The sequence below is a fragment of the Streptomyces thermocarboxydus genome (assembly GCF_024760485.1).
In the GTDB taxonomy this organism is placed as follows: Bacteria; Actinomycetota; Actinomycetes; order Streptomycetales; family Streptomycetaceae; genus Streptomyces; species Streptomyces cellulosae.
Genome location: NZ_CP058273.1, coordinates 139,129 through 161,613 on the forward strand (window position 1 = coordinate 139,129; position 22,485 = coordinate 161,613).

Annotated in this window: 20 protein-coding genes and 1 pseudogene; 11 read left to right on the plus strand and 10 right to left on the minus strand. The window is 74.6% G+C overall.

Annotation, left to right across the window (positions count from 1 at the left end):
- The first annotated feature begins 22 nt into the window (after window positions 1-22).
- Complete coding sequence (locus AY578_RS00650) at window positions 23-1,033, plus strand: alpha/beta hydrolase (RefSeq protein ID WP_215188001.1); 1,011 nt, start codon at window positions 23-25, stop codon at window positions 1,031-1,033.
- On the opposite strand, the gene AY578_RS00655 is transcribed toward AY578_RS00650, so the two are convergent.
- Window positions 1,023-1,397, minus strand: a complete 375-nt coding sequence (locus tag AY578_RS00655; protein WP_028958887.1) for a hypothetical protein — start codon at window positions 1,395-1,397, stop codon at window positions 1,023-1,025. The two genes, AY578_RS00650 and AY578_RS00655, sit on opposite strands and share 11 nt — an antisense overlap.
- Entirely contained in the window at window positions 1,397-3,109 is a 1,713-nt protein-coding gene (ctaD, locus tag AY578_RS00660) for an aa3-type cytochrome oxidase subunit I (protein WP_026243557.1), read from the minus strand. Before ctaD ends, AY578_RS00655 begins: the two co-directional genes overlap by 1 nt.
- A gap of 298 nt (window positions 3,110-3,407) precedes the next feature.
- Here ctaD and AY578_RS00665 point away from each other — a divergent pair, with 298 nt between their 5' ends.
- On the plus strand, window positions 3,408-3,668 hold the full coding sequence (locus tag AY578_RS00665) for a hypothetical protein (protein WP_019523082.1): 261 nt from the start codon (window positions 3,408-3,410) through the stop codon (window positions 3,666-3,668).
- Window positions 3,669-3,680: 12 nt separating this feature from the next.
- Here the strand turns inward: AY578_RS00665 and AY578_RS00670 are convergent, their stop codons facing one another.
- A complete protein-coding gene (locus tag AY578_RS00670; protein ID WP_370879005.1) occupies window positions 3,681-5,408 on the minus strand; it encodes a SpoIIE family protein phosphatase in 1,728 nt (575 codons plus the stop codon).
- Window positions 5,409-5,649: 241 nt separating this feature from the next.
- Between AY578_RS00670 and AY578_RS00675 the strand changes: the two genes are divergently transcribed.
- Complete coding sequence (locus tag AY578_RS00675) at window positions 5,650-6,018, plus strand: STAS domain-containing protein (RefSeq protein ID WP_019523084.1); 369 nt, start codon at window positions 5,650-5,652, stop codon at window positions 6,016-6,018.
- On the opposite strand, the pseudogene AY578_RS00680 reads toward AY578_RS00675, so the two are convergent.
- Window positions 5,960-7,446: pseudogene (locus AY578_RS00680) on the minus strand (carbohydrate-binding protein); the annotation flags it as partial. The gene AY578_RS00675 and the pseudogene AY578_RS00680 overlap by 59 nt on opposite strands.
- Window positions 7,447-7,960: 514 nt before the next feature.
- On the opposite strand from AY578_RS00680, the gene AY578_RS00685 reads away from it, so the two are divergent.
- The gene (locus AY578_RS00685; protein WP_215189156.1) at window positions 7,961-8,773 is read left to right on the plus strand and encodes an alpha/beta fold hydrolase; all 813 of its coding nucleotides are present in this window, start codon (window positions 7,961-7,963) and stop codon (window positions 8,771-8,773) included.
- Window positions 8,774-8,897: 124 nt separating this feature from the next.
- A complete protein-coding gene (locus tag AY578_RS00690) occupies window positions 8,898-10,967 on the plus strand; it encodes a SpoIIE family protein phosphatase (RefSeq protein WP_215189155.1) in 2,070 nt (689 codons plus the stop codon).
- Window positions 10,968-10,979: 12 nt separating this feature from the next.
- Here the strand turns inward: AY578_RS00690 and AY578_RS00695 are convergent, their stop codons facing one another.
- The 3 genes from AY578_RS00695 to AY578_RS00705 are packed head-to-tail and all read right to left on the minus strand — an operon-like array spanning window position 10,980 to window position 13,605.
- Window positions 10,980-12,008 carry an NAD(P)/FAD-dependent oxidoreductase gene (locus tag AY578_RS00695; RefSeq protein WP_019523087.1) on the minus strand — a complete coding sequence of 343 codons (1,029 nt, stop codon included), beginning with the start codon at window positions 12,006-12,008 and terminating at the stop codon, window positions 10,980-10,982.
- Window positions 12,005-12,520 (minus strand): isoprenylcysteine carboxyl methyltransferase family protein, encoded by a 516-nt coding sequence (locus AY578_RS00700; protein ID WP_019523088.1) that lies wholly within the window; start codon window positions 12,518-12,520, stop codon window positions 12,005-12,007. Before AY578_RS00700 ends, AY578_RS00695 begins: the two co-directional genes overlap by 4 nt.
- A gap of 11 nt (window positions 12,521-12,531) precedes the next feature.
- Window positions 12,532-13,605, minus strand: coding sequence for a type III polyketide synthase (locus AY578_RS00705; protein ID WP_215189157.1), 1,074 nt, complete (start codon window positions 13,603-13,605; stop codon window positions 12,532-12,534).
- A gap of 76 nt (window positions 13,606-13,681) precedes the next feature.
- Between AY578_RS00705 and AY578_RS00710 the strand changes: the two genes are divergently transcribed.
- Together AY578_RS00710 and AY578_RS00715 are read left to right on the plus strand one after the other, a co-directional pair.
- On the plus strand, window positions 13,682-14,593 hold the full coding sequence (locus tag AY578_RS00710; protein ID WP_258907162.1) for a UbiA family prenyltransferase: 912 nt from the start codon (window positions 13,682-13,684) through the stop codon (window positions 14,591-14,593).
- A 610-nt stretch (window positions 14,594-15,203) separates the two neighbouring features.
- A complete protein-coding gene (locus AY578_RS00715) occupies window positions 15,204-15,974 on the plus strand; it encodes a YhjD/YihY/BrkB family envelope integrity protein (RefSeq protein WP_202414944.1) in 771 nt (256 codons plus the stop codon).
- A 35-nt stretch (window positions 15,975-16,009) separates the two neighbouring features.
- On the opposite strand, the gene AY578_RS00720 is transcribed toward AY578_RS00715, so the two are convergent.
- Window positions 16,010-17,239, minus strand: coding sequence for an MGDG synthase family glycosyltransferase (locus AY578_RS00720; RefSeq protein WP_215189024.1), 1,230 nt, complete (start codon window positions 17,237-17,239; stop codon window positions 16,010-16,012).
- 95 nt (window positions 17,240-17,334) lie between these two features.
- On the opposite strand from AY578_RS00720, the gene AY578_RS00725 reads away from it, so the two are divergent.
- The 3 genes from AY578_RS00725 to AY578_RS00735 all read left to right on the plus strand — a co-directional run bounded on the left by AY578_RS00725 (window position 17,335) and on the right by AY578_RS00735 (window position 19,961).
- Window positions 17,335-18,183 (plus strand): SDR family NAD(P)-dependent oxidoreductase, encoded by an 849-nt coding sequence (locus AY578_RS00725; RefSeq protein WP_019523093.1) that lies wholly within the window; start codon window positions 17,335-17,337, stop codon window positions 18,181-18,183.
- A 13-nt stretch (window positions 18,184-18,196) separates the two neighbouring features.
- Window positions 18,197-19,114, plus strand: coding sequence for a DMT family transporter (locus tag AY578_RS00730; RefSeq protein WP_019523094.1), 918 nt, complete (start codon window positions 18,197-18,199; stop codon window positions 19,112-19,114).
- 67 nt (window positions 19,115-19,181) lie between these two features.
- Window positions 19,182-19,961, plus strand: coding sequence for a polysaccharide deacetylase family protein (locus tag AY578_RS00735; RefSeq protein ID WP_258901611.1), 780 nt, complete (start codon window positions 19,182-19,184; stop codon window positions 19,959-19,961).
- A gap of 397 nt (window positions 19,962-20,358) precedes the next feature.
- Here the strand turns inward: AY578_RS00735 and AY578_RS00740 are convergent, their stop codons facing one another.
- On the minus strand, window positions 20,359-20,787 hold the full coding sequence (locus AY578_RS00740) for an OsmC family protein (RefSeq protein ID WP_028958880.1): 429 nt from the start codon (window positions 20,785-20,787) through the stop codon (window positions 20,359-20,361).
- A 48-nt stretch (window positions 20,788-20,835) separates the two neighbouring features.
- Between AY578_RS00740 and AY578_RS00745 the strand changes: the two genes are divergently transcribed.
- A complete protein-coding gene (locus AY578_RS00745) occupies window positions 20,836-21,123 on the plus strand; it encodes a muconolactone Delta-isomerase family protein (protein ID WP_019523097.1) in 288 nt (95 codons plus the stop codon).
- A gap of 10 nt (window positions 21,124-21,133) precedes the next feature.
- Here AY578_RS00745 and AY578_RS00750 read toward each other — a convergent pair whose 3' ends face one another.
- A complete protein-coding gene (locus AY578_RS00750) occupies window positions 21,134-22,393 on the minus strand; it encodes a glucoamylase family protein (RefSeq protein ID WP_420341298.1) in 1,260 nt (419 codons plus the stop codon).
- Window positions 22,394-22,485: the final 92 nt, after the last annotated feature.

The window sequence follows — 22,485 nt, forward strand, 5'->3', positions numbered from 1 at the left end:
CCGCTCCCCGGAAGGCACACCCATGTCCCTGATCCCGCGCCCCTGCGTCGATCCCGAACTGCGTGCCCTGCTCGCCGGGATGCCCCTCGTGGAGCGGCTGGACGAGGAGATCCTCGCCCAGCTGCGCGCCCTGCCGTCCCCGTCCCCGGACTCCCTGCTCGCCGGCCGCCGCGTGGTCCGGCGGGAGGCGGAGGTGCCGGCCGAGGACGGCGCCGTCGTCCGGCTGTCGGTGCTGAGCCCCGCGGACCACGACCCGGCCGTTCCCGCACCGTGCGTCTACTGGATCCACGGCGGCGGGATGGTCATGGGCGACCGCTTCGGGCAGATCGACATCCCGTTGGAGTGGCTGGAGCGGTTCGGCGTGGTCGTCGTGACCGTGGAGTACCGGCTCGCCCCGGAGGCCACCGGCACCACCGCCGTCGAGGACTGCCACCGGGGGCTGGTCTGGGTGGCCGCGCACGCCGAGGAGCTGGGCGTCGACCCCGGCCGCGTCGTGGTCTCCGGCATCAGCGCCGGCGGGGGTCTCGCCGCCGGGCTGTGCCTGCTGGCACGCGACCGGGGCACGCCCGCGGTCGCGGCGCAGCTGCTGATCTGCCCCATGCTCGACCACCGCAACGTGACCGCCTCCAGCCGGCAGTACTCGGAGGAGCCCGGCGTGTGGACGCGGGAGACGAACGAGTTCGCCTGGCGCACGCTGCTGGGCGGCCGGGCCGACGGCGAGGTGCCGCCGTACGTCTCCCCCGCGCGGGCCGCCGACCTGTCCGGGCTGCCCACCGCCTACGTGGACACCGGCTCGGCCGAGGTGTTCCGCGACGAGGACGTGGCCTACGCCTCCGCCCTCTGGGCGGCGGGCGGCCAGGCGGAACTGCATGTGTGGGCGGGCGGGCACCACGGTTTCGACGCGCAGTTCCCGCAGGCGGAGCTGTCGGTGACGGCCAGGAGGACGCGCAGCGAGTGGCTCGGGCGGGTGCTGCGGCAGGCCGCGGCCGGCGGTGCGCCGGCGAACGGCCGGCCGGCGACCTTCAGCGGGTGAACAGCCACAGCGTCGCGTTGACCCCCGTGGCGCAGGCCAGCACGCCTGATGCCCAGGCCACGTGGCGTCTCAACAGCGCGCCGCGCAGTTCGGCGTACCGCGTCTCGTACTCGCGGCGCAGTTCGTCGGCGCGGCGCACCGTGGCGCGGAGCATCCGGCGGGTGAGGTCGATGCGCCGGTCGACGTAGTACCGGGTGAGGTCCTCGGCCTGACCGGTGGTCAGCCAGGGGAGGTCGGCGCACAGCTCCTGCGCCTCCCGGCGCGCCTCGGCGAGGTGCGAGCGCGCCATCACGATGCCCTCCGCCTCGGCCATGACGGCCGAGGCGTCGTGCGCGGCGGCGCGACGGGACCGCGACCGCGGCATCAGCGGTCGCCCTTGTGGCCGCCGGTGTCGAGGATGTCGCGCTGCCCGGTGTTCTCCGCCTGGTCGAAACCGGCCAGTGCGGGGTGGCGCAGGTCGAAGGCGGGCGACTCGGAGCGGATGCGGGGCAGGGTGACGAAGTTGTGCCGGGGCGGCGGGCAGGAGGTGGCCCACTCCAGCGAACGCCCGTAGCCCCAGGGGTCGTCGACCTCGATCTTCTCGCCCTTCTGCGCGGTCTTCCAGACGTTGTAGAGGAAGGGCAGCGTCGACAGGCCGAGCAGGAAGGCGCCGATGGAGGACACCGTGTTGAGGGCGGTGAACCCGTCGGCGGCCAGGTAGTCGGCGTAGCGACGGGGCATGCCCTCGGCGCCCAGCCAGTGCTGGAGCAGGAACGTGGTGTGGAAGCCGACGAACAGCGTCCAGAAGTGCACCTTCTCCAGACGGTGGTCGAGCATGGTGCCGGTCATCTTCGGCCACCAGAAGCTGAATCCGCCGAACATCGCGAACACGATCGTGCCGAACAGCACGTAGTGGAAATGGGCGACGACGAAGTAGCTGTCGTGGACGTGGAAGTCCATCGGCGGGGAGGCCAGCAGCACGCCCGTCAGGCCGCCGAAGAGGAAGGTGACGAGGAAGCCGGCGGCCCACAGCATGGGTGGTTCGAAGGACAGACTGCCCTTCCACATGGTGCCGATCCAGTTGAAGAACTTCACGCCCGTCGGCACGGCGATGAGGAAACTCATGAAGGAGAAGAACGGCAGCAGCACCGCGCCGGTGGCGAACATGTGGTGCGCCCACACCGTGGCGGAGAGACCGGTGATGGTGATGGTCGCCCCGACGAGTCCCATGTAGCCGAAGATCGGCTTGCGGGCGAAGACCGGGATGATCTCGCTGACCACGCCGAAGAACGGCAGCGCGAGGATGTAGACCTCGGGATGGCCGAAGAACCAGAAGAGGTGCTGCCACAGCAGCGCGCCGCCGTTCCCCGGGTCGAAGATCTGCGCGCCGAAGCGGCGGTCCGCCTCAAGGGCGAGCAGCGCCGCCGCGAGGACCGGGAACGCCAGCAGCACCAGCACGGAGGTGAGCAGCACGTTCCAGGTGAAGATCGGCATCCGGAACATGGTCATGCCGGGCGCCCGCATGCAGATGATCGTGGTGATGAAGTTGACGGCGCCGAGGATGGTGCCGAAGCCGGACAGCGCCAGGCCCATGATCCACAGGTCGCCGCCCTCCTGCGGGGTGCGCTCGCCGCCGCTGAGCGGTGTGTACGCCGTCCATCCGAAGTCCGCCGCGCCCTGGGGCGTGAGGAAGCTGATCATCACGATGAGCCCGCCCAAGGCGAACAGCCAGTACGACAGCATGTTCAGCCGGGGGAACGCCACGTCCGGGGAGCCGATCTGCAACGGCATGATCGCGTTGGCGAACCCGGCGAACGTGGGCGTCGCGAACAGCAGCAGCATGATCGTGCCGTGCATGGTGAACGACTGGTTGTACTGCTCGTTCGACACGATCTGAAGCCCGGGACGGGCCAGTTCCGCGCGGATCACCATGGCGAGCAGACCGCCCACCAGGAAGAACACGAACGAGGTGATCAGGTAGAGGTGCCCGATCTTCTTGTGGTCGGTGGTGGTCAGCCAGGAGACGACCACACGCCCTCTCGATCGTCGTCCCTCCACCGGCACCGGGGAAAGAGGTTCGGTCGTGTGTGTCGCCATCGAGTTCCTTCGGGTTCACTACGCGGAGGTCGGCCGGGAGGGGGAACGCACTCTTTGCGGGCGCGACCGGCACACGGGTGCCGGATCGACGCTATGTCAGGTAACCCCGCGACGGGTTCCGACACCGGCCGAGCGGAGGGCGACTTCACCCGTGGGAGTGACCTCGCTACGTGAACGGACGGCGAACGGTTGTGGTCGTTCCCTGTCGTCCTTGCCCGCTCCCGGCAATGTGGGCCCGGCGTCCTCGTCCGGAGGCGCGCAGTGCGGAGCGGCCGGGGGCCCGGTCAGGATGCGGGGCATGACCGGACGGACGAACGCGCGGAGCAAGGGGTCCTCCCCCTCCTCCCGCGAACCCTCGCAGAACGACTCCCCGCCTCCTGATGCCGTGGCCGAGGTGGTCACGCGTTTCGAGGCGTACGCGCGGGCCCGTGCGGCCCGGGACAGCCTGCTGCCGGGGGCGCGCACCGGCCCCTGGCACGAGCAGCACGCCTTCGACGACCTCCAGGCGGCCGTGGCCCGGCTCCGTGACAGCGTGCGCCGGCCGGCGGGAGGGGCGTGACGCGAGGGAAGGTCAGCCGCCTGCGGGCCGAGGACCGACATGCACCGGCCGGGCGCCGACGCGGACCGCGAGGAGGGCGACGTCGTCGTCGTTGTCGACGGGGCGCGCCCGGTGGAGCAGTTCGTCGGTGAACTCCCCCACAGGGCGGTGGGCGAGCGCGGCGGCGTGCCGGCGCAGCCGCTCCAGTCCATCGTCGATGGTGTGGCTGGGGGCCTCGATCAGCCCGTCCGTGTAGAGGACGAGAGTGGCGCCCGGGGGCAGGACCGTCGATCCGTCGGCACGCGGCCGGTCGGTACTGGTGCCCAGCAGCATCCCGCCGCCCTCCGTGAGGTAACCGGCGACGCCCTCGCGGGTGACCAGCAGCGGCGGCGGATGGCCGGCGTTGGTCCAGCGCAGCGTCCACCGCCCGTCCTCGTCCGTGCCGAGGACGGCGAGCACCAGGGTGGCCATGGAGACGTCGGTGATGCGCAGCACGGCGCGGTCCACCCGCTCGACGACCCGGCCGGGCGGCTCGTCCCGGGAGGACCAGGCGTAGGAGCGCAGCACGTTGCGCAGCTGGGCCATGCCCGCGGCGGCGTCCAGGTCGTGCCCGGAGACGTCGCCGATCACCAGTGCGGTGTCGCCCTCCCCGAGGGGGAAGGCGTCGTACCAGTCGCCGCCGACGTGGGAGGCGTCCGGCGCGGGCACGTAGCGGGACGTCATCTCCAGTCCGGGGACACGCGGCAGCTGGGGCAGCAGATAGCGCTGCATGGTCTCGGCGACCTTGCGCTGCCGCTGGTAGAGGCGCGCGTTGTCCAGGGCGAGTCCGGTGCGGCGGGTGATGTCCTCGAGCAGGGTGAGGTCGTCGGGGGTGAAGGCGTCGGCCCGTTCGGAGCGGCCGAGGGTCAGGGCGCCGAGGACCTCGCGCAGACCCCGGATGGGGGCGATGGCCGCCGAGTGCATACCCGTGGCCTCGAACAGCCGGCGTTGCTCGACGGCGATGCCCGAGTCGGGGGACCTGTCGTAGGTCTCGGGGCCGGCGATCGTCGAGGAGACGCCCCGCAGGGCGCGGGACAGCGGCATCTGGGACTCGGCGGGGACGCGCGCCATCGGCCCTTCGAGGTCGGGGCGGGGTACGGGGACGCCCTCCTCGACGTGCACCACCTTGGTGCGCCACACCTCGTCGCGCTCGCTGATCAGGTCGATCACCGCCCAGTCCGCGAGGCGCGGCAGGACGAGGGCCACGAGCCGGCGCATCGCCTCGTCGACCGAGAGGGTGGATGTCAGCTGGGTGGTCGTCTCCGCCAGCAGGGCGAGGCGCTCCAGTTCGTCGAGCGCCCCCTCGCGGGACGCGGGCGCGCCGGGCGCCTCGGCGGGGGCCTCGCGGGGGTGGAAGAGGACGAGGACGCAGGTGTCGTCGGTTCCGGCGTCGTAGGGGGTGATGCTCCAGGCGACGGGGAGCAGGGTGCCGTCGCCCTTCTCGAACCACTCCCCGCCGTCCTGGGCGGGGCGGCCGGCGAGGAAGGCGGGCCGCATGCGGCACTGGGAGGTCGGCAGGGTCTCGCCGTGGGCGGTGCGGTGCAGCAGGTCGTGCGCGTCGGCGCCGACGAGTCCGGCGGCGGGCCGTCCCAGCAGCCGCTCGGCGACCGCGTTGACGGCGACGATCACCCCGCGCCCGTCCACGACGTAGGCGCCGGTGCGGATCGGGGTGATCGTGTCGCCGATCACCCCGCCCGTCTCCCCGCCGGATTGCGGTCCCACTGTCTCCACGTCCTCTCACCCCTTCGGATCATCGCACGTCCCCCACATCCGCGAGCGTTCCGCCCCTTGTGCACGGGGCTTTGCATGGAGCGGACCGGGGTGGGTAGGCGGTGCGACGGCCCGGGGCGTGCGCGAGACACCTGCCCGGACTTCGTAGGATGAACCCGCCGGCCGGGCACCGTGGGGATGGGCGGAGGTCGGGCTCACCCGCATGCGCCGAACACCCCGCCGAGGAGATTTCGTGTCCGTACCGGACGAGACGTTCACCGTCACCCCCCGCCCGAGCGCCGCGGGGCCCTACGTCCTGGAGGTGGCCGGGGAGCTCGACCATCACACGGCGCCGCTGCTGACGGAGGCGGTCAACGAGGCGCCGTTCGGTCCCCACGGTGTGGTGCTGGACCTGTCCGGGCTGACCTTCTGCGACTCGTCGGGGATCACCGTGTTCGTGACGGCGCACCGACGGTCGCGGGACAAGGGCTCGCAGCTCAGCCTGGCGGGGGTGGCCCCGGCCCAGATGCGGGTGCTGCGCATGGTGGGGCTGGACGAGGTGTTCACGTTCCACGCCGGCGTCGAGGACGCGCTCCGCGAAGCGGTCCGGCGCCGCCCTTGAAGACGAGGTGCACGGCGGTCGATCCCGCCGGCTGGCCGCTCAGGGGCGCTGTGACGTCGCGGAAGACGTCCCAGCCTCCGGTGACCGGGACGGTGGCCGTGCCGAGGAGGGTGCCGGCCGGGGAGCCCGCGCGGATCTCGATCGTGCCGCCGCTGCCCGCCGAGGAGACGCGGGCGGTGAAGAGGGAGGCGTTGTCGAGGCTGTACGGGGTGAAGGAGATCCGGTCGCCGTCGTGGATCTCGCCGACCGTCCTGCCGCCGTGCGCGGACGCCTTGTCGACGATCTGTACGCCGGCGGAGTCGCCGTAGTGCTCTGCCTGCCGGTGGCTGGGCTGGGTGATGTGCTGGTCGTGGGTGGTGAGGGCGGGCTGGCCGTTCGCGCCCCGGTCGGTGTACTCGGCGTCGACGACGCCGAAGATGTTGGCGTTCGGGTCGTGCTCGCCGTCGGCCAGGGTGCGCAGGGTGCCGGTGCAGCCGGTGGCGGAGGTCTGCGGGTGGCCGTGGCTGTCGTGGCCGATGACGAAGGTGACCTTCACCCGGGAGCAGTCGACGGCGCCGTCCTCCGGATCGGTCACGGTCACGCTGAAGGGGATCGCGGCGCCGAAGTCGTAGATGCGGCCGTCGGCGGGGGTGTCGATGCGCACGGTCGGGGCCGTGTTGCCGACGGTGATCCGCACGGACGCCGTGGCCGACTTGCCGGAGGGTCGGTGACCTCGAGGGTCGCCGTGTACTGGCCGTTGGCCGTGTAGGTGTGTGACGGGTCGGCGGCGGTGGAGGTGGCGCCGTCGCCGAAGGTCCAGGCGTAGCTGAGTGCGTCCCCGTCGGGGTCGGAGGTGCCGGCCGAGGAGAAGGCGACCGTGAGGGGCGCGATGCCCGAGGTCCTGTTGGCGGCGGCCTGGGCGAGCGGGGCGCGTCCGCCGGTGACGTGCTCGATGCGGTACAGGGCGGAGTTGTGGTCGCCGTTGAAGTAGCCGGTGCCGTAGTCGAGGACGTAGAGGGCGCCGTCCGGGCCGAAGGCCATGTCCATCACCTGGGTGCCGTTCCAGGGGAAGGCGTTGACGGACTGCACGGTCCCGTCGCCGGTCTCGATGCGTTTGATCCAGCGGCGGCCGAACTCCCCGGCGAAGAAGTCGCCGTCGTACTCCTGGGGGAACTTCACATCGGAGGCCGAGTCCGCGTCGTAGCGGTAGACGGGGCCGCCCATGGGGGATTCGGAGCCGGTGCCGAACTCCGGTACGGAACCGCCGTCGTAAGGGATCCAGGCGGGCTGGGCGGGCGGCAGTTCGGTCAGGCCGGTGTTGCGCGGGGAGGTGTTGCGCGGGGCGGAGCAGTCGAAGCGGGCGCCGGAGGATCCGGAGGCGAAGTCGTGGTCGGCGTAGGCGTCGTTGCGGCCGGTGCAGTAGGGCCATCCGTAGTTGCCGGCCCGGGTGCCAGGGTCATGGGCTCGCCGGTCTCTGCCACGCCTTTGGCGAGGGTCACCTGCTGGAAGTCCTCGGGTGCGGCGTTCCCCCGGCTGCCCTGGAGAGCTCCGTGCGCACGAGACCGCTCGGGCACAGACGTGTCCGCACCCTTCTGACCGCACTGACCTGCGCCGCCGCCCTGGCCCTCCCCGTGGGCCCCGCGGCGACCGCCGCCCCCGGCCCCCTCGACGTGGGGGGTGGCGGCAGGCCCCGGGGAGGGGGCTGCCGTGAAGGAGCACAGGCGCGCGCCGTCGCGCCGTGGAGCGCCGGCCGGTCGGTCCGTGGGCCTCAAGAACGGTGGTTTTCACGGAAGTCAGCGGGCGGGAGGCGAACGCGTAACCCCTTTCGCACGGCATCCCGTGTCTTCTTCCTCCGTTGGGACAAAGTGCCTCGGCGGGGACGTCAGCGGTCGCGTTGCGGCCGTCCGGGTGCCGCCGGAGACTGGCCGGGGACGGCCTTACGTCCCGGAGAGGGCCGAAGCGTATGGGTGACTACGCGGACCTTGCCGGGGTCAGGACCTGGTACGAGACCGAGGGCTTTGGAGACGCGCTGGTGCTGCTGCACGGCGGCCTCTGCACCAACGACACCTGGGGCGCGCAGCGGCCCGACCTCGCCGCCTCCTACCGTGTCCACCTCCCCGAGCGGCGGGCGCACGGGCACACCTCGGACGTCGAGGGCCCGCTGTCGTACACCGACATGGCCGGTGACACGGTGGCGTTCCTGGAGTCCGTGGTGGGCGGGCCGGCCCATCTGGTCGGGTGGAGCGACGGCGGGGTGGTGGCGTTGCTGACCGCCCTGGCCCGGCCCGACCTGGTCCGCCGCATGGTGGTGATCGGGGCGAACTTCCGGCCCGCTCCGGAGTCGTTCGTGGCGCCTAAGATGCTCGACGCGCTGACCCCGGACAGCGCCGGCATGGCCTTCTTCCGCGAGCTGTACGCGGCCGCGAGCCCGGACGGGCCGGACCACTGGCCTGCGGTGGCGACACGGATGATCGACATGTGGCGCACCCAGCCGACGCTCGACGCCGACGACCTGGCCGCGGTACGGGCGCCCACCCTCGTCATGACCGGCGACGACGACCTGATGACTCTGGAGCACACCGCGGCCCTCTACCGCGGGCTCCACGACGCCCGGCTCGCCGTGATCCCCGGCGCGTCCCATCTGGTGCCGCTGGAGAGGCCCGCCGAGGTCGACCGGATGATCCTCGACCACCTCGCGGGCGGCGAGTCCGAGACCATGATGCCGGTGCTGCGCGCCCATCCCCCGGAGTCGCCCGGCCGGGGCGCCGCCGCCTGACTTGTGCCGCCCGGATGCTGGATGCCTCCGGCAAGGAATCGGCGTACTGTCCCGATATGGCAGCAGTTCGGGCGACTCCGGGCGGGTCGGCCGCCCCGTCCCCGCCGGGGCGGGCGGGTGACTGATGGACACCGCCCTGGCCGACATCGTGCGGGCGACCCGCGCCACCGGCGCCATGCTCTACGTCCTCACCCCCGACCGCACGGCCCTCTGGCTGTCCCATGTGGCGGGCGCCCCGCGCGAGGTCGTCGCGCCGTGGAGCCGCGTCGCGGTGGACGACCCGATACCGGTCGCCGACGCCGTGCGCGAGGAGCGCCTGGTGTGGGTGAACAGCCAGGAGGAGATGGCCCGCCGCTACCCCCGGCCGGCCGTGGTGCTCCCGTACGACTTCGCCCTGGCGGCCGTGCCGGTCGCGTCGGACTCCGGGGTGCGGGGCGGGCTGGTGCTGCTGTGGCCCAGCGGGCACCCGCCGCAGCTCAGCCGCGCCGAGCACGACGCCGTCCGCGCGGGCTCCCGGCGCCTCGGCCATCTCTTCGAGCAGGCCGCCCGGCGCGGCGAGCCGGTCGTCTCCCCCGGCCGCCCGCGCATCCTGCCGCCGGAACCGGGGCGCACCCCCACCGCCGAGGAGGCGTGGGCCGGCACGGCGCTGCTGGACCGGCTGCCCGGCGGGTACGTGGGCCTGGACCTGAACGGCCGGATCACCCTCGTCACCCCGGCCGCCGCCGACCTCGTGGGCGCCGCACCGGACCGGCTGCTGGGCGCCCTGCCGTGGGAGGCGCTGCCGTGGATGGACGTCCCCCATGTCGAGGACCGCTACCGGGCGGCGCTGATCAGCCGCACACCGCAGTCGTTCCGGGTGCTGCGCCCGCCGGGCACCTGGCTGTCGTTCGAGCTGTACCCGGACCCCTCGGGCATCAGCGTCCGCATCGACCGTACGGCCGACGCGCGGGAGGCCAACCCGGTCGCGGAGACGGCGCACGGCCCGGGCCGGGCCACGGTGCTGTACCACCTGATGCACCTGGCGACCACACTGACCGAGGCCGTCGGCGTGCAGGACGTCGTCGACCAGACCGCCCACCAACTGCTGCCCGCTCTCGGCGCGCAGGCCATGGTGCTGATGACGGCGGAGGACGGCCGGCTGCGGATCCTGGGCCACCGCGGCTACAACCCCGAGCTGCTCGCCCGCTTCGACGGGACACCGCTGAGCCGGGACATCCCCGGGGCGGCGGTCCTGGCCACCGGGGAGCCGGGCTTCTTCCCGTCGTTCACGCAGATGGCGGCCGTCTACCCGAAGATGACGCACGAGGACGGGATGGCCGCGTGGGCGGTCCTGCCGCTGATCGCCTCCAACCGTCCCATCGGCTCCGTGCTGCTCTCCTACGACCGGCCGCGCCCCTTCCCGCCCAGCGAACGCGCCATCCTCACCTCCCTGGCCGGTCTCGTCGGCCAGGCCCTGGACCGGGCCCGGCTGTACGACAACAAGGACCGTCTCGCCCACCGGCTCCAGTCGGCGCTGCTGCCCCACAGCCTGCCGAGCATCCCCGGCCTGCGGGTCGTCGCCCGCTATCTGCCGGCCGCGCGCGGTCTGGGCATCGGCGGCGACTTCTACGACCTGATCCGGCTCGACGAGAACACGGCGGCGGCCGCCATCGGGGACGTGCAGGGGCACAACGTGGACGCGGCGGCCCTGATGGGGCAGGTCCGCACCGCCGTGCACGCCCACGCCACCGTCGGCGCTCCCCCGGACCACGTCCTCGGCGGCACCAACCGGCTGCTCACCGACCTGGACCCTGGCCTGTTCACCAGCTGCCTGTACGCGCACCTCGATCTCGGGAACCGGCGGGCCTGCCTGGCCACCGCGGGGCATCCGCCGCCTCTGATGCGGCACTGCGACGGACGCACCGAGCTGCTGGCCGTCCCGCCGGGCCTGCTCCTCGGCATCGACCCGACGGCCCGCTACCCGTCGCTGGAGTGCGCCCTGCCGCCCGGCTGCGTGCTGGTGCTCTACACCGACGGGCTCGTCGAGGCGCCGGGCGTCGACCCGGACGACGCGACGGCCGCGCTGGCCGGTCTGGTGGAGCAGTCCGACCCGCGCGACCTGGAGGCCATGGCGGACACGCTGGTCCGGCACGCCCCGGCGCCCGGCGACGACATCGCCCTGCTGCTCCTCAGCCCCACCCCGGACTGCCGGTGACCCGCCGCCGGCTCATCCGAGGGCGTTGACCGCCGCCGCGAACAGCCGGGGCAGACGCGCGGCCACGGGCACGATGTGCGGGGCGAGCGCGGGCTGCCTGCGCGCCGTCACCAGCAGTTCGGTCAGGACGCGGTAGCGCCGGGTGGCGCGGGCCCAGTCGGCGCCGTAGCGGCCGGGCGTGCCCCGGCGGAGGTTGGCGACGAGAGCATCGGCGCCGGTGAGGGCGAGGCAGACGCCCTCACCGGTCAGCGCGTCGACGTAGCCGGCGGCGTCGCCGACGAACAGGATCCTGCCGTGCACGCGGGCGCGGGAGCGCCTGTACAGGGGGCCGGCGCCGCGGACCGGGGTGACCGCCGTGTCCGGAGGGAGGCGGGCGGCCAGCTCGGGGAAGCCGGCGAGCTGCGTGTCGTAGGGGGCGCGGCGGGAGGTCAGCAGGGCCACGCCCGCCAGGCGGGGGCCGAGCGGGGTGACGTACGCCTCCGCGTCCGGGCCCCAGTGCACCTCGACGTGCGACGTCCAGGGCGGTACGGCGTAGTGGCGGCGCAGTCCGTAGCGGGGCCGGGTGCGGGTCGGGCGGTCCAGGCCGAGGGCGCGGCGCAGCGGTGAGTGGAGGCCGTCGGCGGCGACGAGCCACCGTGCGCGCAGCCCCGCGCCGGGGACGCTCACGCCGTCCGCGTCCTGCCGTACGGCGTCCACGCGCAGCGGGAGGACGGGGACGCCCGCGTCGAGGACCGCCCGGTGGAGGACGGTGTGCAGGTCGGTGCGGCGGACGCCGAGGCCCTGCCCGCGGCGGAACAGGGCCTCGGCGCGGCAGGGTCCCTGCACGTAGCGGATGCCGGTGAGGGGGTGGCCGGGGGCGTGCAGGCCGAGGGCGGTGAGGGCGCGGACGGCGCCGGGCATCAGGCCCTCGCCGCACGCCTTGTCGACCGGGGCCGGGCGTGGTTCCGCGACGACGGTGTCCAGGCCTGCGCGAGCGGCGTGCAGGGCGGTGGCGAGACCCGCGGGTCCGCCGCCGACGACGAGGAGGTCGGTGTGCCTCACGCGGGCACCGCTCGGGTGAGGGCGGCGTTCTCGCAGCGGATCCGCACGGTCAGCAGCACGGCGTCGGCCAGCGTGAACACGGTCGCCGTGATCCACGCCGAGTGCACCAGCGGCAGGGCGGCGCCCTCGACGACGACGGCGACGTAGTTCGGGTGGCGGAGGAAGCGGTAGGGGCCGGCGCCGACGAGGCGGGCGCCGGGGACGACGATCACGCGGGTGTTCCAGTAGGGGCCCAGGGTGGTGATGCACCACCAGCGCAGGACCTGGGCGAGCAGGGTGAGCGCCAGGGCGGGCCAGCCGAGGCCGGGGAGGAACGGCCGGTCGGCCAGGAGGGGTTCGAGGAGGCAGCCCGCAAGCAGACCGGTGTGCAGGACGACCATGACGGGGTAGTGGCCGCGCCCGTGTTCGACCCCGTCCCGCTCCAGGGTCCAGGCGGCGTTGCGGCGGGCCACGACGAGTTCGGCGAGGCGTTCGACGGCCACGGCGAGGACGAGCAGCGTGTACCAGGTCATGGCGATTCACCTCACCAGCGCAGCAGGACGAGTTCGGTGCAGAACCCCGGGCCCATCGCCAGGACGAGCCCCCAGGTGCCGGGGTCGGGCCGGTGGGCCTCGGTGAAGCCCTGGAGGATGTGCAGGACGGAGGCGGAGGACAGGTTGCCGACTGCGGCGAGCGAGCGGCGGGACGGGGTGAGGGCGTCGTCGGGCAGGGCGAGCGCGTCCGTCACGGCGTCGAGCACCTTCGGGCCGCCCGGGTGGCACACCCAGGCGCCGATGTCCCGGGTGTCCAGGCCGTGTCCGGCGAGGAACTCCCGCACGTGATCACCCAGCTCGCGGCGGACCAGGGCGGGGACGTCGGCGTCGATCACCACGCGGAAGCCGCCGCCGCCGACGTCCCAGCCGAGGAGGTGTTCGGTACCCGGGTGGAGGTGGCTGCGGGTGGCGACCACGACCGGCCCGGCGGGCCCCTCCGGTCCCGTACCCGTACCGGTCGGGGCGGCGCGGGCGACGAGGGCCGCCGCGCCGTCGCCGAAGAGGGCGCCGGCGACCAGGTTGGCGCGGGAGTCGTCGCCCTTCTGCAGGGTCAGCGAGCACAGTTCGACGGTGAGCAGCACGGCGGTCCCGCCGGGGTGTCCGCGCAGGTAGTCGTGGACGCGGGCGAGTCCGGCGGCGCCCGCGACGCAGCCCAGGCCGAACACCGGCAGCCGTTTGACGTCCGGCCGCAGGCCGATCCGTCCGGCCAGGCGTGCGTCGAGGGACGGGGCGGCGACGCCGGTGATGGACGCGCACACCAGCAGGTCGACGTCGGCGGGGGCGAGCCCGGCCTGCGTCAGCGCGGTGGTGAGGGCTCGTTCGGCCAGGTCCAGGCCCGCCGTCAGCCACGCCTCGTTGCTCTCGCGGAAGTCGCGCAGTTCGGCGTACCGCTCGATGGGGAGGGCGAGATGGCGGGTGCGGACGCCGGCGGAGGCGTGCAGGCGCCGGAGGAGGGCGCGGTCGGCGCCCGGGCCGAGGCAGAGGTCGCCGATGGGCTCGGTGAGCCGGTCCTGGGGGTAGCGGTGGGGCGGCAGCGCGGTGTGCACGGCGGCGACGGTGGTCACCGGCGCCGTGTCCGGGCGCGGAGGGGCGGTGGACGCGGGCGCCGGGTCGGCGACGAGAGGGACACGCATGTCCGTAATGACTTCCTCGCCGTCGCCGCCCGGCTACCTTGCACCCGTGTCCCACCACCCGTCCGGGGTCGTTCCGCGTACGCCGCCGCGCGGTCCGCAGGCGTTGCTGCACTGCTGCCATCCCGAGCCCGCACTGGCCGTCACGGTGTTCGTGACCGCGCTGGCGGTGGCGGCGGGGCACGGCCCGGCGGGTGCGGCGGCGGTGGGCGCGGCGGTGCTGGCGGGGCAGCTGTCGGTGGGCTGGTGCAACGACGCGGCCGACGCGCGCCGCGACACGGCCTGCGGGCGCACGGACAAGCCGGTGGCGGAGGGGCGGCTGTCGGTGCGGGCGGTGGCGGTGGCCGCGTGGACGGCCCTCGTGCTGTGCGTGCCGCTGTCGGTGCTGTCCGGTCCGGGCGCGGCGGCCGCGCATCTGACGGGCGTGGCGGCGGGCTGGGCCTACAACCTGCGCCTGAAGCACACGCTCCTGTCGCCGCTGCCGTACGCCGTGGGGTTCGCCTCGCTGCCGGTGTTCGTCACCCTCGGCCTGCCGCGACCGGCCTGGCCGGCCTGGTGGGCGGTGGCGGCGGGGGCGCTGCTGGGCGTGGGGGCGCACCTGGTGAACGTGCTGCCGGACATCGAGGACGACCTGGCGACGGGCGTACGGGGACTGCCGCAGTCGCTGGGCCGGACGGCGTGCCGGTGGCTGGCGCCGCTGGTGATGCTGGCTGCGGTGGGCGTGGTCGTCGCGGGGCCGCCCGGTCCCGCGGGGGCGGGAGGGCTGTGCCTGGCCGTCGTGGCGGGCGCGGTGGCCGCGGTGGCCGCGACGGGCACGGCAAGGGCGGCGGGACGGGGCGACCGGTGGCCCTTCCGGGCGGCGATGGCGGTGGCGGGGCTGGCGGTGGGGCGGCTGGTGTGGGCGGGGGCGGGGCTGGTCTGAGGCGAGTGCTGTGCAGCGGCGGTTCGGCGCGGTTGCCGTGGACCGGGGCGGAACGGGTCCGGCGCGCACGCGGATGTCAGGGGCGGAATGGGTCCGGCGCGGATGCTGTGAACCGGACGGGGCAGGTTCGACGTGGGTCCCACCACCCCGGCGGGCGGGCGCCGGCGTGCGGCACGGTCACCGCGGTCCGCCGGCCACGGCGTCTTCCGCTCCCCGCTCTACTGCGCCCACACCGATGCCGCCCGGCACCGGCACCGGCATCGAGGCCGGATTCCGCGCCGTCGGCCGGGCGAACGGGTGACAGCCGGCGGGCACACCCGCCGCTGAGCGGTGCTCAGGTGCCGAGCCGGACGGCCGTCGGGGCGGATGTCCCGCGGTCCGGTCCGGGCCGGGCGAAGTGGCGGGCCCCGTCGCGGTCGCCGGATGATGAACGCGGAGAGCGGAGCGGTCGCCGTGCGGCGCCCGGTCCGCCCCCGGCGTGGCACGAGACGGTCCGGTCCCGCCGCGGGTCACTTCGCGGCGCGTGCCCGAGCAGCGAAGGAGGGGCACCGTGAGGCGATACCTCGGCGTGCTCCGGAACAGCTGGAGCTGGCTGGGCGCCCACGCCCTGATGGCGCGGGGACGGGAGCTGGAGCTGATGCACCGGGCCATGGGCTTCGCCACCCTCGCGCTGGTGACGCTGGCGCCGCTGCTGATCGTCGTCGCGGCCGCGGACCCGCTGGGCCGGGGCGGTTTCGCGACCTGGCTGGCGGACGGCATGGGCCTGACCGGGCGGTCCGCGCGGGTTCTCACGGAGATCTTCAGTCCGCCCCGCAAGGTGGTCGGCACGACCAGCGTGTGGGGCGGTCTGGCGCTCGCCGTGTTCGGGATCGGCCTGGGCGGCAGCGTCCAGAACGGTTACGAGCGGGTGTGGCGGCTGCCGCCCGGCCCCTGGCACCGGGTGTGGCGGCAGGCACTGTGGCTGGCGGTGCTGACCGCGTTCCTGTACCAGGAGGTGCGGACGCGCACACTGCTGTACGGGCCGGAGCGGATCACCCTGTCGACGGCGGCCGGTGTGCTGTTCTTCTGGTGGGGCCAGCGCTTCCTGCTGGGCGGTCAGGTCCGCTGGCGCGACCTCTTCCCCGGCGCGGTCGCCACCATGGTGGGCCTGGTCGGCCTGCGGATCTTCTCCTACTACGTCTTCACCCCGCTGATCGTGGACAACGCCGTCAGCTACGGCACGGTCGGCGTGGTCCTGGTGGTCGAGTCCTGGCTGATCGGCGTGGGTTTCGTCGTGTACGGCGGCGCCCTGTTCGGGCACTGGCTGCTCACGCACCACGGCTTCCTCCACCTCGGGCACCGGCACCACCACGAGGAGCGGGAGCGGGTCGGCGCGGAGTGAGAACCCGGGGCCCTCCTGGCCGGCAGGCGCCCGGTTCACTCCTGGCCTGAGGGCGGGACCACGGACCGGTCGGCCAGGGCGACGGCGCGTTCCATGACGTCGGCGCGGAAGACCGCGCGTCCGCGTGCCGCCCTCCGCTCGCGTTCCCCGGGTCCCTCCGTGAGGAGCCGGTGCAGGACGTCCAGCAGGGCGGGGCCGTCGGCGGCGGCCTCCGACAGCCCCAGTTCCGCCATCCGGCGGACCCCCTCGGCGCCGTGTCCGGGCAGCGGGCGGTGGCCGACCACGGGCAGTCCGGCGGCGAGGGCCTGCACGGCGGTCTGGCCCGCCGCGTTGTCCAGCAGCGCGCGCACCGCGTGCAGCAGGCCCGGCATGTCCGTCACCCAGTCCAGGGCGAGCACGCCCGGCACCCGGGCGGTGCGGGACCGCAGCGCCTGGTTGCGGCCGCACAGCACCACGGGCAGGTAGCCGGCGCCGGCCAGCAGCCGGGCGGTCTCGCCCAGGCCCGCGGCGGCTCCCCAGGCGCCGGCGGACAGCAGCACGGGCGGCCGTCCGGGGGCGTACCGATCGAACCGTTTCCGCCAGTGGTCGGCCCCGGGGGCGGGGGTGAAGAACTCGGGCGCCACGACCGGTCCCGTGACCTCGACGTGTGTGCCGGGGACGGCCCGGCGAGCCTCGGCGGCGGCCTGGCCGGTGAGGCAGAAGCAGGCGTCGTTGCCCGGGTGGAGCCACTGCCGGTGCACGGCGAAGTCGAGGACGAAGACGGCGCTGGGGACGCGCAGCCGGCCCAGTGTCCTCAGGTGGCCGGTGAGCTGCGCGGCCAGATGGAAGACGGGTACGACCACGTCCGCGCCGGTCCGTGCGACGAGCCGTTCCAGCCCGTCGGCGGCGAGCCGGGCGAGCGGGACGCCGCTGGGGCGGGTGTGGTCGCCGGGGCGCAGGAACGCCCGGTAGAGGCCGTCGTACACCCAGGGGGCGTGGCGTACCGACGTGCGGTAGAAGGCACGCAGTCCGGATCCCGTGCCGTACGGGAGCAGCCGCATGAGGTCGACGGCGTCCGCCTCGTGGCCCTGTGCGCGGGCGCGGCGGACGAGTTCGCGGGCCACCGTGTCGTGTCCTGCGCCCATGCTCGCGCTGAGCACCAGCACGCGGCGGGCGCCGGCCTGCCGGGCGGCGCCCCGGTGGTGCGGGGCCGGGGAGGACGAGAGCACGTCATGCTGAGTCACCGTCGGTGCGCCGGTGAAACGCGCGCCGGGCGTTTCGGGCATCCCTGACCTGGATACTCCGGGCTCACCCCCTCCCGGACGACGGGAGTGGTCCAGCCGGCCGCTTCCGGTGTCCGCCCAGCAGCCGAGGTCAGCCCATGCCCCACGCACCCTCCCGCGCCGGTACGGCCGGCGCCTCCGACACCCGGACACCGGCGCTGTTCCCCGACGGCGTACGGGAGCCTCCCGGCGCGGCGGCGCAACGGCCGGGGACGGCCCTGGTGACCGGCGCCTCCTCCGGCATCGGCGCCGCCGTGGCGCGCAGACTGTCCGCGGAGGGGTGGCGTCTGGTGCTGAACGGCCGGGACGCGGGGCGTCTGGCCGAGACGGCGGCGCACGCGCCCGCCGCGGTGTTCGCCGAGGACCTCACCCGCCCGGCCGCCGAGCGCCGGCTGACCCGGTTCGCGCTCGACGAGGTGGGACGTCTGGACCTGCTGGTGGCGTGCGCCGGGGTGGGCTGGGCCGGTGACTTCACCACGATGACCCGGCGTGCCTTCGACGAGGTGATGGAGGTGAATCTGCTGACCACGCTGCGTCTGGTGCGGCAGGTACTCCCCCACATGGTGGAGGCGGGTTCCGGACGGGTGGTGCTCGTCGGGTCGCTGGCGGGCGCCGTCGGCGTGAAGGGCGAGGCGGTGTACTCGGCGTCCAAGGCGGCGGTGGCGGTCTTCGCCGACGCGCTGCGCCAGGAGCTGCGCGGCACCGGCGTCGGCGTGAGCCTCGTGGTGCCGGGGGTGGTGGACACCCCCTTCTTCGACCGGCGCGGCACGCCGTACGCGCGGACCCGGCCCCGGCCGGTGCCGCCGGAGCGGGTGGCCGACGCCGTGTGGCGTGCCGTCGTCCGGGGGCGGGACGAGGTCTACGTCCCCGGGTGGCTGCGTCTTCCGGCCAGGGTGCGCGGCGCGGCACCGGGTCTGTACCGGCGGCTGGCCGCCACGTTCGGATGAGCGGCGCCGCGGCGTGCTGACCGTGGTCCTGGCGCTCCTCGCGGCGTTGGCGAACGCCGCGGCCTCCGTGCTGCAGCGGCGGGCCGCCGCCGACGAGCCGGAGAGCGGCAAGGGGCTGCGGCAGGCGCTGCGCTGGCTGGGGCACGTGCTGCGGCGCCCGTACTGGGTGGCGGGCGCGGGGATGCTCGCCCTGACGACGGTGCTCCAGGCCGCGGCGCTCGGCGTGGGCAGTCTCGCGCTGGTGCAGCCGCTGATGGCGGCCGAGCTGCTGTTCACCCTGGTGGTGGGGAGCGTCGTGTTCCGCCGCCTGCCGGACCTGAGAACCTGGCTGGCCTTCGTCGCCCTCGCGCTGGGCCTGTCCCTCTTCCTGACCGCGGCGGCGCCGACGTCCGGGCGGTCCATGGCGATACCGGGGCGCTGGTGGCCGGCGGGGGCGGCCCTGGTGGCGCTGGTGGCGGCGCTGGTGGCGGTGTCCCGCACCGTGCGGGGCGCGCCGCGCGCCGCGCTGCTGGGGCTGGCGTCCGCCGTGTCGTTCTCGGCGACGGCCGCGCTGCTGAAGGAGGTCACCGGGCTGATCCCGGACGGCCCGGTGGCCGTCCTGTCGACCTGGCCGCTCTACGCCACCGCCGTGGTGGGCGTCGTCGCGTTCCTGCTGCTGCAGGCCGCGTTCCGGGCGGGCACGCTGGCCGCGTCGCAGCCCGCCCTGACCCTCGGCGACGCCCTCACCAGCGTGGCACTCGGGTGGGCGTTGTTCGGGGAGCAGATCAACCTCGGAGCGCAGGTGGCGCCGGAGGTGATCGGCATCGTGCTGATGGGCGCGGGCAGCGTCGGCCTGGCGCGCGCCCCGTCGGTCGGGGGCGGCTGGGACCAGGCCAGGGTGCGGGACGACTCCGGGTCCGGGGCACAGCAACGGGTGTCCCGCCCGCCGTGAGCGGTCCGCGTGGTCGGTCCGTGAGGTCGGCCTGCGTGTCAGTCCGTGCGATCAGGAGGTCACCGCCATGCCCGAATCCGTCCCCCGGGCCGCCGTGCTGCCGCTCGCCGCGGGCGCCCTGGCGCACATCGGTCCCGCGGCCACCTGGCTGCCCCTGGTGCGCAGACATCTGTCCCCCCGCCTCGCCGGCGCGGGGCACCCCCGTCATGTCGCCCTGACCTTCGACGACGGCCCCGACCCGGTCTCGACGCCCCTCTTCCTCGACGCGCTGGACGGCCTCGGCGTGCGGGCGACGTTCTTCGTCCTGGGCGACGCGGTCGTACGGCATCCGGGGGTGGTGCGGGAGACGGCGCGGCGGGGGCACGAGGTGGCCGTGCACGGCTGGAGCCACGACCGGCCGTGGCTGCCGGCGCCGGTGCGCGAGCTGCGCGCCGTGCGCCGCGCGGTGGCGGCCGTGCAGGACGTCACGGGGGTGACCCCCCAGTGGTACCGGCCACCGTACGGCATCCTGACGTCCGGCCGGTGGGCGGCAGCCCGTGCGGCGGGGCTGCGCCCGGTGCTGTGGACGGCCTGGGGCCGGGACTGGACGGCCACGGCCACCCCCGCGTCGGTACGCGCCACCGTCGAGGCGGACCTGGGCGGCGGTGGCACGGTCCTGCTGCACGACACCGACCGCACGGCGGCCCCGGACTGCTGGCGCGCCGCACTGGGCGCGCTGCCCGACCTGGTGGCGGACTGGCGCGCGGCGGGCTGGACGGTCGGCCCGCTGGCGGACCACGGGACGGCAGTGGTGCACGCGACCGCTCCGCGGGTGCTGGGGCGACCTGGCGCGGTCCGACACGAGTGAGGACCCTGCCGCCCCGCGGTCGCGAAGAAGGACGCGCCGGTCCTCCGCTCCGTGGACGACGGACCGACGTCGTCCCGTCGCCCGCGGCACGCCTGGGCGCCGGCGCGCAGCACCGCGAGGACGGCAGCCGGCCGCCGCTCCCGGTCGGCCGTCCCCCGTGCCGGGCGCCCGCCCACGGCGCCCGCCACGGCCGGTCGGAACGCGGGCAGCCGTACGCGAGCACGGCACCACGCCCTCGCGCCGGGCGCGCCGGCCGGACCCGCGTGGCATGGCCCCTGGGTCGGGACCACCGGTCGGGGCACGCGACCGCATCACGCCCCGGGCGCCGGGCGCAACGGGCACGGCTGTCACCCGACCCGCTCCCAGGCGCGCCCCGGGAGCGCAACGGCGCGAGCCGTCAGTCCTCCGCGATCTCCGTGGTGACCGGCGTGCCGAGTTCCACCGTGCGGCTGACCGTGCAGAGGCGGTCGTGGGAGGCCTTCACCGCGCGGGGGAGGATCGCGCGAGCGCGGTCGGCGCCCTCCCCGTCCGGGAAGGCGATGTGGAAGGTGACCCGCAGATCGGTCATGCGGTTGCCCTGCTCGTCGCTGATCTTGTCGCCGCTCACCTCGACGGTGAACCGGGTGGGCTCGGCGTGCCGGCCCGTGGCGACGTCGACGTCGGCCGCCGAGCAGCCCCCGATGGCGGCGAGCAGCAGTTCGACGGGGGTGAAGGCCTCACCCCCGTCGGTGCCGAACCGTACGGTCCCGCCGCGCGGGTTGGTCGCGATGAACTGGCCGGTGCTCGTCCGCTCGACGACGACGGAACGCTTGGACGCTTCGCTCATGCGTCGACAGTAGTCCCGAAGCGGCCACCACCCCGAGAGGAGAACGACATGCGGGAGTTTCTGGTGGAGCTCACCACCACCGTCCCGGACGGCACGGACCCGGCCGAGGTCGACCGGGTCCGTGCGCGGGAGGCCGTACGCGCGCGTGAGCTCGCGGCCTCCGGGCATCTGGCGCGCCTGTGGCGCCCCGCCGGGGAGAAGCGCAGCGTCGGCCTGTGGCGGGCCGAGGACGAGGCCGCGCTGCGCGACGAGGTGCTGGGCACGCTGCCCCTGTGGCCGTGGATGACCGCGGTCGTCACGGAGCTGGAGGCGCACCCCAACGACCCCGCCGGCTGACCCGCGCGGGTCAGATGCTGAAGCGCTCCTTCGCCAGCAGCGGCTTGACGCGGGAGCGGAAGCCGCCCGTGCGGAACGGGCGCTGCAGCAGACCGGGGCGCAGCTGCTGGGCGAGGGCGGCGGCGACCATGCCCTGGTCGAGGGCGAGGACGAAGTCGCTGACTCGGCCGGTCGCGGTGTCGACCGAGTCCCGGAAGCCGTAGCGGTCGTCGTACGCGCCGAAGTCGCGGTCCAGCGCGGTGAGGTTCCCGACGGCCGCGGCGGGCTCGTAGGGCAGGGCGAGGAAGGAGGCGTGCGGGGTGACCACGCCCTTGGAGTTGTAGCCCTCCTCCTGCATGCCGAGGGCGTCGACGCCGTACTCGCTGTAGCCGCCGTCGGGGATGTTGGCGGGCGAGAAGCCCCAGTAGCCGTAGCCGGCCTCCTTCAGGCCGTGGTCGATCTGGCCGCGGACGTAGCGGTGGTGCGTGGTGCCCCAGGAGCGCGGCGACCACTCGGGCTCGGGCACGAACAGCGGCACCATCAGCGCCTCGAACATCGACCCGCCCCAGGTGGGGACGAGCTTGCGGCCCCGGTGGGTGTAGTGGCCCTGCCACACGCGGACGCCGTCGATCGTGACCCAGACGCCCTCCGGCTCCTGCTCCTGGCCCATGCCGGGCAGCAGGGTGCGAAAGACGTGCCAGTAGTGCTCCGGCGGGAGGGAGCCGTCGGCGATGCCGAGGTAACTCGCCATACGGGGCTCGGTGTTGAGGGCGCCGTAGTGGTGGCCGGTCGGCTCGCCCTTGCCGGGCTTGTCGGGCCAGTAGCCGCCGCGCAGCTGACCGGGTCCCGCGACCGGGTCGGCGGGGTCGTAGGGGGTGTAGAAGTACGACCAGTCGGCGTCCTCCAGGAGCCTGGAGACGCGGGGGCGCAGCGACGGGTCGGCGTCGGCGGCGATCATCAGGCCGGTGACCAGCCAGGCGTTGTCGACGCTGGAGAGGAAGGGCCGCACCGGGTCGCCGGTCTCCGGCCAGCTCGTCAGCAGCGCACCGTCGTGCGCGTCGTACCAGTTGAACCAGAAGCCGTGGGCGCGCTCCAGCCGTTCGACGGCGGCGACGGTGCGGGTCAGACGGCGGTGGAGGGTGTCGGAGTCGATGACGCCGAGTCCGGCGGCGGCGGCGGTGGTCCACAGGCCGCAGCCGATGTTGGTGGGTGAGGTCTGCGCGGACAGGACGGGGGCGCCGGTGCCGCTGACGTCCATCTTGTCGGTGGTGAGGCCGAAGTCGGTGGTCATGGCCTCGAGGGAGCGGTGGGTCGCCTCGAACCAGGTGCGGAGCGGGGCGCGCCCGGTGCGGCCGCCGGCCGAGGCGGGTGCGGCGCCGGCGA